This is a genomic window from Paenibacillus sp. TSA_86.1 (assembly GCF_052691815.1).
Window position 1 is genome coordinate 49,903 of sequence record NZ_JBQZGE010000011.1, and the last position, 14,649, is coordinate 64,551.

A 14,649-nucleotide genomic window follows, 5' to 3' on the forward strand; every position below is an offset into this window, starting at 1 on the left:
GGCTGCTAGGGTTCGACGGTTTGTTCGGTTTTATTTCCGTAGCGGTCTGCATATTCAAAATTATGAAAATAAGGCGAGTAAAATTATTGGTTTAAATGATCTATATAGCTGAGTATAATTTTATATAAGGGGCTGATATTAATGAATATCGAATTAGCTATATCGATTGCGCTGCAGGCTCATAAAGGACAGCTTGATAAAGGCGGGCAACGGTATATTTTACATCCGTTAGCTGTTATGAACAGGATTGAAACCATGGAAGAGAAGATTGTGGCTGTTCTTCATGATGTGATAGAAGACACAGACGTCACGATTGAAGAGTTACGAGAATTCGGATTTTCGGAAGAAATTTTACATGCAATCTGTTTATTAACAAGATCGAAAGAGGATACGTACGAACAATTTATTGAAAAGACATTAATGAATCCAATCGCAAGAAATGTGAAGATCGCTGATATTAAAGAAAATATGAATATATCCCGGATAAAAAATCCCACCGAGCATGATTACAATCGATTAGAGAAATATAGAAAGGCAATTGAAAGATTAGAGGAGCATATGACGGAGCCAGTGCCGTTTTTTCATGTAAATGAGCTTATGGGAACTTGGTCATCTGAGGCATTTTTTTATGATGCATTTGAAGATACACAATTAGAATTTCATGCGGATGGCACGGGTTGTCATGCTTTTTTAAGACCTTATGGTCAGGATATTACTTTATTCAGATGGAAGTTAATGAAGGATCGGATCGATTTTGAAGAGTATTTCCAAGTATCCATTGAAGTGAGCGAGAATACAAATGAAGAGCAACACTCCACGGAATCATTGGAGAATAATTATTCAGCAAGATTTTTCAAAGCTAAGGGCTTAAATGTTGCTAATCAAGAAATTGACGTAATCGTGTTCTATTCTCCTTTGATTGAAGGGGTCAATTCACAGTCATTTGGAATGATCTCTACAACATGGGATAGGTCACTTACGGAAGTAGCAAGGAAATATGAGAAGGATATGTTATAGATATTGGAAGCTGCGCTGCTCAGAGCAACATATACAAATACTCAATCATTGGAGCTTATAATGAATAAACTAATTGTTGTTTTTATAGGCGTCGTCTTACTTTTAACAGGTTGTAGTACTACTCATAAGATTCATACCGATTCAACTAAAGAATTAACAAAAGAATTGAAGAAACTTTCTCCGTCAATCGAAAAAGTCCAATTTACATTTACCCGTCCAAACCTGACTTACAGAGTAGACATGAGCCAGGAACCAAGTAAAAAAGAACTGGATTCGATTCTTACGGAAATCAAAAAATTTACAACAGTTGATAACATGAATGAAATTGCTCGCAGCATTAAATGGGGATTGGAAATATCCAAAATTTACCTCAATCTTAATACGGATGAGAATACAGAAACCATTGAACATTCCTATTACGCGAGGTATTTCAAAACATCTGATGCTAGTGATTACTCAGATATGAATATTGAGGGTTATAACATCTGGTATGAAATAAATGAAAAATAGTAGTGGATCGTAGCTGAGTTTAATTAATAGGAGCAGTCCATGGACTGCCTTTTTATTATTTTTAGAGTTCGTATATGGAACAAGTTGGGTTATATTAATTATAGATGGAATTAGGAGGGGGGAAAGAAGACAAACGAGGGTTTTACTTGCAGTATCACCCGGATAAATTACACATATATAGAGGAGAGAAAATGAAGAAAAATATCGTAATCATCTTATTAACGGTTGGACTGATCATAAGTTTGTTTTTCAATTATCAATTGAAAGGGTATAAGGAACTTCAGCAGACAGACTATAATTTAAAATTAAACCATGGTCTTCAGATTGGTATAAAACAATCCATTGAAACTCTGGATTATGTCATAAAAAGCTTGGAGAATAATTCTCCCAAAGAAACCGTCATCTTCACATTAGGGAATCTGATAGTATCGTTAAAAGTGGGCGAAGAAGCATTTATCTTTCTAGCTTCGGATTTTGAGGAACATGGATCAGCATCAACTAATCTTATTCATAGTGTCTTCCGAGATTTTTATGAGTATGTAAGAACAGATCTATCGGAGGATAGACTATCCAATAAGTTGTCACTTGATAAAGATTCGAGGAATCAACTGCTCAATGATGTAGGGATTCTCAAAAAGGATCTGGAGTATATAGATAGTCAATTTAACGAGGATATTCTGAAAGATCAGAGCCCTAAGTGGATTGAGGATAAATGGAAAGAGTTAATTGCGGAGTTAATTAGCCGTCATCCGAATTCTGACTTATATGAAAGAATGAAAATGAAGTATAATTTGTAAACTCGTAATGAATGGATTGATACAACGAGAATATGTGTCAATCTTGAGAAGCAGCCTTAGAACAAGGGTGCTTCTTTTTTTCAATATTACACTTCGCAAATGGAACATTGTGGGTTATATTGGTTATGATTTGGTTGCTTGGTAGAGAAATGGTGGGAGAGCGCCCAGAATGTGAATTGAATTTATAATCATAACATCAAAAGGGGGAATAAGAGTGCTTAACCATGAAGGAATTTATCCTCATTGTCCCATGGAAATAAGAGTTGTAGAAGTTGGGGGACTAAGCAAAGCGCAGCTTAAACATAAACTGCAGCATTGTTCAATTCGAATGAATGAATACGGACATAAACTATTTGATGACGAGAAATTTATTGTTTCTGAACCAAAGAGGAGTCTAGAAACCGTCGAGTTATCCGTTGAAAATCTGGGGTTTTTGAATGGAGCTACAACCTTGCAACTTTTTCAAGCAGCAGACGCTCATGGTTTGCAATTATGTCCGGTCGATTTGGGTCCCTTTCTTAGAATTCAGCATTTGGATCAACCAGAGATATATACATCAAGCTCTGACAAAGGAAACCAAGCACCATCGGGTTCACTTACGATAGCATCTCAACCGCTTAGTGCAGATGATTACTTTCCAAAAGGTTTTTATCTCAGACGTATAAATGACGAGTTATGGTTACGGGGATACACTGCGGATAATCTGCATGTGTGGAATCCCGATGACCGTTTTATCTTTTGCAGAACGGGGAGTATTCAATAGAAGACTTAGCTTAACCTGAAATCGTTGAAGGACTTCAAACAATCCGAGGTTCATTGGGAAAGGAGATGGTTCGAGTTGAAGCCAATCCCCATGATTTTTTCGTTCATTTTCATCATTTTAGGAATCAGTATAGCGACACTTACCAAAACGATTGAAGAGGTCATTCCCAAACTGGGATATGCCGCATTTCAGGCTGCAGGAGCGGGAAGTTATAGTCCAGGTAGCTATGAGATGAACTTGGGGCTGAATTACTGGGTTGCAGGCATCTGCATCCTGATTGGAACGATCACCTTCATTCGTCAGTTTTTCTCGTCTTCAATTACCGAAATGAAAAAGAGGGACGAAGAGTTTGAAGAGAAATATAAGTGACAAGCTTTTGATAGGGATATTTTGAGATGAAAATTGAGGTGTAACGATGAGTTATAAGTCCATCCTTTTAGACCAGTTAAACGCGTGTTACGACGATCCGAGCTGGTTTACGCCGCTTCATGATATATTGGTCGATCTCACACTTGAGGAGGCAGCTTATGTACAAAGTGAACAGGGTCACTCCATATGGGGGATCGTAAACCACCTTATTTTTTGGAATCAGAAATGGCTGGAAAGATATATATCCGAACATATAGAAGGGAATTATTCAGCCCAAAATGATGCTACCTTTGTTGTTGATCCGTCTGAAATCAATGATCTGCAGTGGATGGAGACCCTACATAAGCTGGAATCGGTCTTTCGTGATTGGAACAAAGCGCTTGAGGAAAGTGACGAAAACAAACTGATCCAATCCATTCCTTCTTTTTTTAATGCTCCTTGGTGGAGAGTTGTTTCGAATCTATGTACTCATAATGCGTATCATATTGGTCAGATTATGTTGCTCAAAAAAACAATGAGACAGACGTAGTGCGTTGTAAAATATTTTGATAATAATACTTTAGCAAAGGAAGATAACATATATGAGTAAAGGCAAAATTATATTTTTAAATGGGGTAACGAGTTCGGGGAAAACGTCTATTGTAGAGGCGATGCAATCTTATGATGATCCGTTTTTCTATGTTGTGGCGAATGATTTATTTGAAAATACAATCGGAGATAAGCATCTCCAGACGGATTACTGGAAGTACCTGAGCGAAGCGATCATCATGATGTATCACACAGCAAAGGTATTCTCAGACCATGGCAAACATGTACTAATCGATGGAATTCTGGTTGAAAGGCCGGAGCTTGCGCCGCATTATGAACAAGTGAAAAGCATTTTTGAAGGATATCCACTGGAGATTGTGGAGTTGTACTGTCCTCTCGAAATCTGTCGTCAGCGTAATATTGAGCGTGGTGATCGGAGAGAAGATCAATCGGAAGAGCAGCATCAAATCATGGCTTCCGACATTCAATATACATATTCGGTGGATACGAGCCTGCATGCTCCGGAAGAATGTGCTGAGATGATTATCAACACGTTATTTAAAAGTGAATAAGGGTTCTTCCATCATATGAAACGAAGAGAATGACAAAAAGAAGCTGGGGCGTCGTAAGCATGATGTTCCAGCTTCTTGACTATTTCAGTTCGACAGCAGGAGGGAGTAGCAAACCGAGATGCGATTAGAAAAGCATGCACGGCACTTGGACCAAGAAAGATTACTTCTTCAATACGTTACGTTGCGATGGGAGAAGGAAGTGAGAGGGGCACCTTTTGCCACTGCACGAAATCATATGGAGAAAGCCTTCCGTTTACCAGATACGCTATTCAATTACGACACGTCCTATGGTTTTCCTTACCACAGACTAGTTATTTTGCAGAATAAAGAAGGTTTTAAGAAGATTCAAGATAAAAGTGTTATTCTGAAACCTACTGCAAAGAATTGCAAATTGGGCTGTATTGTGATTGATAATAAGGATCCCGAATCCAAATCTACCGAGTATGATGTAACCTTCACCTACTCTCCGGAATGTGGAAAACCGGTTCGGTATGACAAACGATATCAACTCCTGACAGAGCGGGCATTTGGACTAACTTCGAATGCATATGGGAGAGTATTGTATAACGGAAGGCATATCTATCAGGATACGGGCGAATGGTACTATGAACTAAACCTATTGAATATGTTACTTACCGAGCGGAGTGATGCAAATGTGTTGATTGATCAGGAGCCTGTGAACGTATACAACCAGATTGAGATTTTATACTAATGTAATTAGATACAAATGATCTGAACTAAATCTAGCGCTAGAGGTGGGGCAAACCATGATGAATCCTCAAGAGATCGTACCATTAATCAAACGTTTAGAAGAGAATAATATTGCCTATTCACTGGGTGGAAGTGCAATGTTGTATGTTCTTGGCTTGGTCGATTCCGTGAATGATTGGGATGTGATGGTCGATTGCCCAAAATCCAAATTCATAGAAGCGATTGCTGCATATGACTGGATCGAGAAAGAGAGTGGCGACAAACCTTTTGCAAGTGAATATCGACTGGAGATTAAGTCATTAGACGTGGATGTCATTGGAGGATTCGCTTTTGATGTAGATGGAAGACGACTGGAGTTACCTCTATGCCCTATTCCAAATGTAAAATGGCACGGTATGAACGTTTCAAGTCCCGAGGTATGGTACGTTGCTTATCACATGATGGGCAGACCCGAGAAAGCGGATTTGATTATGGAGTATTTACAAACGAGCAATACGTATGTGAATCGTGATTTGATCAAGAGCTTGTTAGCTAGTGAGAATTTAACGTACGAAATCAGAGAAGGATTGAACACGTTGGTTGAGGATTAACTCCACCAAAAAGAGGTGTATCAAATATTATATCATTCCAGTGAAGAATCTGATATTCATATCTTTATACCAATTCAACAAAGAGAAGGGGGACGTAGATTATGAACAAAGAATTGGAACAATTGCTTCAGGCTTTTGAAGAATGGACGTTGTTTGTCAAAACGTTGAGTCATCTCGAAGAAAAGGTCTGGAACTCCAGCTTGGAAAAAGGAAAGTGGACGATCAAATCAATCGTGAGCCATATCATGTTATGGGATCGGTATTTTTACAAGGAAGCAATTGAGAAGATTGCTTTGAAACAGCAGATTACGCTGAGACATCTGGATTTTGATGAATTCAATCGAAAAGCTGTGGAGTACGCGAGCCGCACAGAGACGTCCGAAATCGTACATAAGGCGATCACGTACCGTCATAAAATTATGAATGATATCCGAGGGTTATCGGAGGAACAACTTGATCAACGATATGTGGATCCAGAGAACAAGGACAATGTATTTTATATTTCCCAGTACCTTAAAGATTTTATATGGCATGACCAGCATCATATGGAGCCGTTAAAACAATATCTGGCCAGGGAGGAATTGTTATGAGTATGCATACGATTACATTAGCTCAGGAACATCTGATTGGTTCATTTACCAATGAGGTATCGCCTGTTTTGAACGTAAAATCAGGTGATTCCATTCGTTTTCAGACGCTGGATGCGGGCTGGGGCACGGGAGAAAGTTATACGGAACGGATCAAACCTTTTCCACGGCAAGGTGAAAAAGATGGGGGTCACGCCTTAATCGGTCCGGTTTATATCGAAGAGGCAAAGCAAGGAAAGGTACTAGAGATTATTTTCAATGAGATCGTACCCGGGAGTTACGGCTTCACTTCCGCTGGCGGATATCCAAACTGGCAGAACCAAAAGTTACATCTAACAGAGGTAGAAGAACTGTCTCTCAACTGGACACTTGATCGGCACACGATGAGCGGCTCCTGTGAGGTGGGGGGCAAGTCTTACAGCGTATCCTTAAATCCATTCATGGGTGTCGTGGGCATGCCACCAGAATCAGGTGGAATTCATACAACATGGCCGCCCCGCTATTGTGGAGGAAACATCGACTGTAAGGAACTGGTTCAGGGGAGTAAGTTATATTTACCTGTTCCTGTAGACGGCGGTTATCTTGCGGTTGGTGATGGTCATGCACGGCAAGGCGATGGGGAAGTCAGCTGTCAGGCGATTGAATGTGCCATGGAGCTAGTAGATATCACAGTGAATGTGAGAGATGATATGCAATTGACCAATCCTCGTGCGCATACGCCATCCGGCTGGATTACCTTTGGGTTCGATGAGGATCTGAATGAGGCAACCGTTCAAGCGTTGGACGGTATGTTAAACCTGATGGTTGAGCTGTATGGTCTACAACGTGTAGAAGCGATTGCGCTTGGAAGCGCGGTGATTGATCTGCGTATCACGCAAATTGTGAATGGTGTAAAAGGTGTGCACGCATTTTTGCCCCATGACGCTTTTAAGTGACGGAATGTTAAGTAACTTATCTGGCATGTGAAGTAGCGGTAATATAATATCTTATACGAAACCCTCCAACGTGGTATTTAGATTGACGTTAGAGGGTTGTGGTGAATTATCCCCTTTAAGTGTTTTATTTTCCTGAAATTGTGCGGAATGAAATGGGGACGATCAAAATATTCTAAATAATAACAGAATATGTATTGACCCAAGGCTTTTCCTGATACTATAATGAAATGGGTTTCATGAAATCCGTTTCATTAACTCCGGACAACTTGGTAAGCGCTTTCTGTTTGAAGGGGTGATCACAGGTTTTCAAGTTCCCATCTATGGCAGCCTTGTGGTGAGTTAAGTCATTCGAGGAAGTCATCCGAGCGTTCTGCAAGCTTGATTCATCTTTATCTAACTTTGAGGGGGAGCGTGTGTAAGATGAAGTTTGTGCGAAGGAAAAGGTTTAGTCCACTAGTGATGTTTACCTTACTCGTAACCATCATGGCTGGCTGCAGCGGTGGAGGTACACCAGCTGATACAGCGAATCAGCCGCCTGCGAACGAAAACAAAGAAGCGGCGGTTGAACCTGCACAGGAGAAACAGGAGCCAGCCGTGGATCTGAAAGGCAGAGCTGTCCGAATATCGAACTGGTGGGATGCGGCTCCCAAAGGAGACTCGGAAGCAGATGAACGGGCTCGTGAGCGGATCAAAAATGTAGAGAAGAAATACAACGTTAAAATTTCTTATTTAAATACAGATTACGGATCGACGTCCGAGAAAATTTCTTCATCGGTGATGGCCAATGAACCTTTTGCAGAGATTGTGCGTGTGCCTGACGGATATATCTGGGGGTTAATGCAGGGCGGATTCCTTACACCACTGGATGATTACCTGAAAGATACGCAGATCAAGCCGGATGTTATCGACTCCATGCGATTTGGCAGTGATAAAGTATATGGTCTGACAGGGTGGTATACCCCGAATGACAGCGGAATGTTTTACAACAAACGAATATTTAAGGAAGCTGGTTTGAAAGACCCGGAGCAGCTAATGGAGGAAGATAAGTGGAACTGGGATACGATGCTGGATGCAGCCAAGAAGCTGACTGTGGATAAGAACGGTGATGGCAAGATGGATCAGTATGGTCTGTCTGGTGCGTACTACGTACTTCATGAATCGCTGATCGGAAGCAACGGCGGTAAAATGTATGACGAGGCAACGCAAAAGGCAGCGTTTGATTCTCCTGAATCTTTGGAAGCGCTTAACTTCTTGTATAGTCTCTACAACGACCATAAAGTCGTGAAGGCTAACGCGGGCAATGACTGGGAAGACCCTTCTAAATTTTTCGCAGAAGGCAACATTGCGATGTACCCTGGCGGATTATGGGAAGTAGAAGGGCGTATTCTGGATAAGTTAAAAGACGACTGGGGTTATGTTTACATGCCTAAAGGTCCCAAAGCCAAAACCTATCTGGATACAGTCAACAGTACCGAAAGTTTTGTTATTCCCAAGGGTGTAAAGGACGCCGATGTTATCGTCAAAATCTGGGAAGAGCTTCAGGACTTTGACAACTGGCAGGATAATCACCGTCTGTGGCTGGAGAACATTTTACCAGACGAAACGTCCATTGCTAACGCCATGAATGACAACGGACAGGTTGAGCGGGTATACGGAGCACGGGCTGGTGGCTTAGGTGTCAAGGAAGCACTTGGCAGTGTAACTGAAAAGTTTGTGAAAGGTGAAGTAACTCCTTCTACAGGTGTTGCTCAGGTCATTGGACCTGCGCAGGCAGGAATCCAGAAAGTATTGAAGGGCGAAAAAAGCAAGTAAATTCATTTATTCGAGGGAGGCAGCCCATGTTGAAAAAAATGATGTCTAACAAAGTGATGTTATTTGTTTTATTTGCCGCATTGATCACGCTTTTGTCTGCATGCAGCGGTTCTGACAAACCGGCCGAGCCTGTTGCTAAACCAGCTGAAACAGAGACTAATACAACACCGGCCAAGGAAGAAGTGAAGGAAGAGGCTGCGCCAGCTCCTGATCTGAACGGACGGGTCATTCGAATATCACACTGGTGGGATGCCACACCAAAAGGCGATTCGGAGTCGGATGAACTAGCACGTGAACGGATCAAAATGGTGGAAGAAAAGTATAACGTGAAGATTAAGTATCTGAACACCGAATACTGGTCTACTTCTGAAAAACTATCTTCTTCTGTGCTCGCCAACGAGCCTTTTGCGGAAATTGTCCGTATTCCCGATGGTTTCATCTGGGGACTTATGCAAGGCGGTTTTCTGACACCGCTGGATGATTATCTCAAAGACACTCGGGTGGAAAAAGATGTTGTTGACTCGATGCGCTTTGGGGGAGACAAGGTGTATGGCCTGGAAAGCTGGTATACACCGAATGAAAGCGGCATGTTCTATAACAAACGGATTTTTAAAGAAGCGGGCATAAAAGACCCACAGCAGTTAATGGACGAGGATAACTGGAACTGGAATACGATGCTGGATGCGGCCAAAAAGTTAACGGTTGACCGCAACGGTGACGGTAAAATGGATCAATATGGCTTGGCTGGTGCACATTACGTGCTTTCGGAGATGCTGATCGCGAGTAATGGCGGCAAACTGTACGATGAGCAGACAGGCAAAGTAACGTTTAATTCGCCCGAAGCAATGGAAGCGCTTAACTTCTTGCATAGCCTATACAATGAGCATAAAGTGATCAAAGCGAACGGAGGAAACGACTGGGAAGATCCAGCCAAATACTTCGGAGAAGGTACCATTGCAATGTATCCGGGAGGACTATGGGAGGTTGAAGGTCGGATCGTAGATAAGCTTAAGGATGAGTGGGGTTATGTCTATATGCCGAAGGGACCTCAAGCGAAGACATATCATGAACCATTCGGTCAGACAGCAGCTTACGTGATTCCTAAGGGAGTTAAGGATGCTGGTGTAATCGTAAAGATCTGGGAAGAGTTGCAAGACTTTGATAACTGGCAAGATAACCGCCGGCTTTCCCTTGAGAATATTTTGCCGGATGAAACATCGATTGCAAATGCAATGAATGATGATGGTAAGGTACAGCGCTTGTTTGGTGGACGCTTCGGCGGTCTCGGCATCAAGGAGCAGCTGGACAGCGTAACGGAGAAGTTTGTCAAAGGTGAAGTTACACCTTCTACAGGTGTTGCACAAGTTATTGCACCTGCGCAGGCAGCCGTGAAAAAAGTGTTAAGCGGAGAGCAGAACAAGAAAAAATAATGTAGAGAATAGCGATTGTAACGATTTGAAATGATTGAAGTGACGGCCTCATGTCTGTTCCCGTTAGCCGGAAAACAGTATGCGGGGCCGTCCATCTGATTAGGTTCACGAGAGTCAGTTAAAGGAGGGGCATTGGGTGAAATTCACATTATCCCGAGTGACGATTGTCGTCGTCATGGTAATGCTCGTCGTGGTGTATGCGATATTCAGTTCCGGTGCAAGCGGCAATTCGAAAACCGGAAATCGAACATCAGATCCGAGCCGTGTGATGCCGATATCGGAGTCTGCTGCTGAGGGTAGCTATGATTATTATCTGCAGCAATTCCAGAACGAAAAAAGGCCTTCCAGGGAAATTGTCATTCAGGGAGCGGATTACACAGCTGCTGAAGGAATGAAACCCGAGATGATCATGGAGCTCGGCGGCGAAACGGGCAAGTTCATACGAACAGAGGAAAGTGGTTCAGTGCAATGGGACGTGGATGTTCCGGAATCCGGGATGTATCACATGACCTTGCGCTATTATCCGATTCAAGGAAAGAGCTCTGCCATTGAACGTGAATTATGGATTGATGGGGAACTCCCTTTCAATAGTGCACGTAATATGAGCTTTCATCGGGTTTGGGTCAACGAGAAGTCCGAAATCGAGCAGGACAACCGAGGCAATGACTTGCGTCCGCGTCAGATTGAAGCACCGATGTGGCAGGAGTCCATCCTGAGAGATAAAGAAGGCTATTATGAAGAGCCGTACCAGTTTTATTTTTCAGCAGGGAAACACTCCATAAAGCTTGTATCTACACGGGAGCCGATGGTCATTGATTCGATCAAACTGCATCATTACGAAGAACCGCCATCCTATGCCGAACTGAAGCAGGAGTACGAATTGAAGGGATACGCGGCAACCAGTGGACATTTGATCAAAGTTCAAGGGGAACAGGCTGCAACCAAGTCATCACCGACATTGTATCCCATTACAGATCGATCGAGCACATCGACCGAGCCGTATGATGTTTCCAAAATCAGAATGAACACCATTGGCGGAAACAACTGGCGTGTGCCGGGGCAATGGATTGCATGGGAAATGGATGTACCGGAGGATGGCTTATATAAGATTGCGATCAAAGGCAGACAGGAATTGCTGAGGGGCATATACTCCACCCGCTCGCTACAGATTGACAACAAAATTCCATTCAAAGAGATGACACAGATTCCATTCTTCTATGATTCCGATTGGCAGATGAACGTCTTGGGGAGCGAAGAAGAGCCTTATTTATTTTATTTAACCAAAGGAAAACATGATTTGCAGCTGGAGGTCAGTCTGGGAGCCATCGCGCCTCTGATCCGTCAGGTTGAAGCCAGTGTGCTTGAGATCAATGCGATGTATCGGAAAATTCTGATGATCACAGGTAATGTACCTGACCCGTATCGTGATTATCAATTAGAGAAACAGATTCCGGACATGGTGAAAGTGTTTCGTGAGCAAGGTGATATTTTGAATGCGGTATCTGAAGAGTTAATTCATCTAACAGGAGAGAAAAGCGATAAAACGGCGATTTTGAATAAAACCGCATATCAACTGGCCGATCTGGCCGATAAACCGGAAACTGTTCAGAAACGGTTGTCTCAATTCAAAATCAACGTCGGTAGTGTCGGTTCTTGGCTCTTGGAAGTGCGTGAGCAACCGCTGGAGATTGATTATCTGCTCTTGGCTTCGCCTGATGAGAAGTTGCCAAAAGCAAATGATTCGGCTTTCCGCAAAGTCGGACATGAGGTGTCGTCTTTCTTCCATTCCTTCTTCGAAGATTATGACACGATTGGCAGTACAGCGGATGAAGAACAATCCGTTACCGTCTGGATTGGTACAGGCCGCGACCAGGCGCAGGTATTAAAAGCGATGATTGATGACACATTTACGCCGCTAACAGGCATAAGTGTAAATCTCAAGCTGGTCAATGCGGACGTGCTGCTTCGTGCCTCGCTTGCAGGGGAAGGCCCGGATGTGGCTATGCAAGTAGGCAATGATGTGCCGGTTAACTTCGGGATGCGGCACGCGGCAGAGGATCTGTCCACGTATCCGGGTTATCACGAGTTAATTAAACAGTTCAGAGACAGTGCAATGGTTCCTTATCAATTTGAGGATGAAGTATTTGCGCTGCCGGAGCAGCAAATCTTCAACATGTTATTTTACCGAAAAGATATTTTGGAGCAGCTTGATCTGAAGCCGCCGCAAACGTGGGAAGACGTGTATGCCATGATTCCGGTGCTACAGAAGCACAATATGGAAATGGCACTGCCGCTTGCTCAAACGACAGGTGTACCGGTACTCGAAGTGAACCGGGCCTATGCGATGTTGCTGTATCAGATGGGTGGTTCATTTTATTTGGACCATGGTGCCAAGAGTGGTATGGATACCGAGACAGGGCTGGAGGCGTTCAAAGAGTGGACGAATTTTTATACCAGTTATAAGCTTCCGCTCACCTTTGATTTTCCGATGCGTTTTAGAACAGGAGAAATGCCGGTTGGCATTATGGATTACACGTTCTACAACTATCTGTCCGTCTCTGCTCCAGAGATCAAGGGATTATGGGAATTCGTTCCGGTTCCAGGCCTCAAGCAGAAGGATGGAAGCATCAAACGGGATGTGGCGAGTGGCGGTACGGCAACGGTAATGCTCAAACAATCGAAGCATAAGGATGCGGCATGGGAATTCATGAAATGGTGGGTTAGCAAGGATGCACAAGTTCGATTCGGACGGGAAATGGAAGGCCTGATGGGAGCTGCTGCACGTTACCCAACCGCCAACATTGAAGCATTACAAGAGTTACCGTGGCCAATTCGCGATTACCGCAGTTTGGAAGAACAGTGGGAGTGGGTGCAGGGGGTTCCAGAGGTTCCCGGAGGTTACTTTACAGGCCGCCATCTGGACAATGCATTGCGTGAGGTCGTCAATAACGGCACGAATTCCACGGATGCCATCTATGATTATGTGCAGGAAATTAACTATGAAATTCAGCAGAAACGAAAAGAGTTTAAATTGGACGGAATGCGCTAGGGAGGGACTCTTTTGCAAAAGGCAAACATGGTGACTAAAACCGGTTCTCAGCCCAAGCGCACGCCTGCCGGCATGCCGGGCAAATGGGAACTCTTTGTCAGAGATATGAAGCGGGATAAACATCTGTATGTCCTGCTATCACCGTATATGTTGTTGTTTTTACTATTTACTGTGTTTCCCGTCATCATCTCCATCTTCTTCAGCTTTACCAATTTCAATATGCTGGAGTTTCCGCAATGGGTCGGCTGGGAGAACTACTCCAAGCTGCTCTGGAATGATGATGTTTTCTTGATCGGTCTCAAAAATACGATTATTTTCTCGGTGGTCACCGGACCAATCAGCTACATCGCCTGTTTTGTTTTTGCATGGCTGATCAATGAGCTGAATCCCAAGGTGAGAGCCTTTATGACACTGATCTTTTTTGCGCCTTCGATTTCGGGCAATGTGTTTTTTATTTGGCAAATTATTTTCTCCGGGGATTCGTACGGCATTATGAACGGATTCTTAATGAAAATAGGAGTACTGTATGAGCCAATCCTATGGCTTCAAGATCCGAAGTATATGCTGGCAATCATCATGCTTGTACAGCTGTGGCTTAGCTTGGGAACCAGTTTCCTGGCGTTCATTGCGGGTCTGCAGACAGTGGATCGTACGCTCTATGAAGCAGGTGCAATTGATGGGGTACAGAACCGCTGGCAGGAGCTGTGGTACATTACGCTGCCTTCGATGCGTCCTCAGCTGATGTTTGGTGCGGTCATTCAGATTACCGCGTCCCTGGCGGTTGCCGAAGTGGCTACGGCGCTGGCCGGTTTCCCGAGTGTACAGTATGGCGCACATACCATTGTTACTCACTTGATGGATTATGGAACAATCCGCTTCGAGATGGGTTATGCGTCTGCCATTGCAACCGTACTATTCGCTCTGATGCTCGGTTCCAACCTGCTTGTACAAAAGCTTCTGAAGAGAGTGGGGGAATAGC

General features: G+C 43.3%; 15 protein-coding genes. All 15 read left to right on the forward strand.

Annotated elements, in window-relative coordinates; all coding sequences use genetic code 11:
- The first annotated feature begins 141 nt into the window (after nt 1-141).
- Nucleotides 142-1,017, forward strand: a complete 876-nt coding sequence (locus ACUTVW_RS19190; protein ID WP_445647247.1) for a hypothetical protein — start codon at nt 142-144, stop codon at nt 1,015-1,017.
- A gap of 60 nt (nt 1,018-1,077) precedes the next feature.
- Nucleotides 1,078-1,527 carry a hypothetical protein gene (locus ACUTVW_RS19195; RefSeq protein WP_445647248.1) on the forward strand — a complete coding sequence of 150 codons (450 nt, stop codon included), beginning with the start codon at nt 1,078-1,080 and terminating at the stop codon, nt 1,525-1,527.
- Nucleotides 1,528-1,718: 191 nt separating this feature from the next.
- Nucleotides 1,719-2,324, forward strand: coding sequence for an oxidoreductase (locus ACUTVW_RS19200; protein ID WP_445647249.1), 606 nt, complete (start codon nt 1,719-1,721; stop codon nt 2,322-2,324).
- A 250-nt stretch (nt 2,325-2,574) separates the two neighbouring features.
- Nucleotides 2,575-3,087: a helicase gene (locus tag ACUTVW_RS19205; protein ID WP_445647345.1), complete on the forward strand. Its 513-nt coding sequence runs from the start codon at nt 2,575-2,577 to the stop codon at nt 3,085-3,087.
- Nucleotides 3,088-3,162: 75 nt separating this feature from the next.
- Nucleotides 3,163-3,456: a hypothetical protein gene (locus ACUTVW_RS19210; RefSeq protein ID WP_445647250.1), complete on the forward strand. Its 294-nt coding sequence runs from the start codon at nt 3,163-3,165 to the stop codon at nt 3,454-3,456.
- Nucleotides 3,457-3,502: 46 nt separating this feature from the next.
- The gene (locus tag ACUTVW_RS19215; protein WP_445647251.1) at nt 3,503-3,985 is read left to right on the forward strand and encodes a DinB family protein; all 483 of its coding nucleotides are present in this window, start codon (nt 3,503-3,505) and stop codon (nt 3,983-3,985) included.
- Nucleotides 3,986-4,037: 52 nt separating this feature from the next.
- A complete protein-coding gene (locus tag ACUTVW_RS19220) occupies nt 4,038-4,556 on the forward strand; it encodes a phosphotransferase-like protein (RefSeq protein ID WP_445647252.1) in 519 nt (172 codons plus the stop codon).
- Nucleotides 4,557-4,674: 118 nt separating this feature from the next.
- The gene (locus ACUTVW_RS19225; RefSeq protein ID WP_445647253.1) at nt 4,675-5,268 is read left to right on the forward strand and encodes a hypothetical protein; all 594 of its coding nucleotides are present in this window, start codon (nt 4,675-4,677) and stop codon (nt 5,266-5,268) included.
- 55 nt (nt 5,269-5,323) lie between these two features.
- Entirely contained in the window at nt 5,324-5,857 is a 534-nt protein-coding gene (locus ACUTVW_RS19230; RefSeq protein ID WP_445647254.1) for a hypothetical protein, read from the forward strand.
- Between the two features lie 101 nt (nt 5,858-5,958).
- Entirely contained in the window at nt 5,959-6,447 is a 489-nt protein-coding gene (locus ACUTVW_RS19235) for a DinB family protein (RefSeq protein ID WP_445647255.1), read from the forward strand.
- The gene (locus ACUTVW_RS19240; RefSeq protein WP_445647256.1) at nt 6,444-7,379 is read left to right on the forward strand and encodes an acetamidase/formamidase family protein; all 936 of its coding nucleotides are present in this window, start codon (nt 6,444-6,446) and stop codon (nt 7,377-7,379) included. The genes ACUTVW_RS19235 and ACUTVW_RS19240 overlap by 4 nt, the downstream gene beginning before the upstream one ends.
- A 420-nt stretch (nt 7,380-7,799) precedes the next feature.
- A complete protein-coding gene (locus tag ACUTVW_RS19245; RefSeq protein ID WP_445647257.1) occupies nt 7,800-9,191 on the forward strand; it encodes an extracellular solute-binding protein in 1,392 nt (463 codons plus the stop codon).
- Nucleotides 9,192-9,217: 26 nt separating this feature from the next.
- On the forward strand, nt 9,218-10,621 hold the full coding sequence (locus tag ACUTVW_RS19250; RefSeq protein ID WP_445647258.1) for an ABC transporter substrate-binding protein: 1,404 nt from the start codon (nt 9,218-9,220) through the stop codon (nt 10,619-10,621).
- 175 nt (nt 10,622-10,796) lie between these two features.
- Nucleotides 10,797-13,670, forward strand: coding sequence for an extracellular solute-binding protein (locus tag ACUTVW_RS19255; protein WP_445647346.1), 2,874 nt, complete (start codon nt 10,797-10,799; stop codon nt 13,668-13,670).
- A 72-nt stretch (nt 13,671-13,742) separates the two neighbouring features.
- Complete coding sequence (locus tag ACUTVW_RS19260; protein ID WP_445647347.1) at nt 13,743-14,648, forward strand: carbohydrate ABC transporter permease; 906 nt, start codon at nt 13,743-13,745, stop codon at nt 14,646-14,648.
- Nucleotide 14,649: the final 1 nt, after the last annotated feature.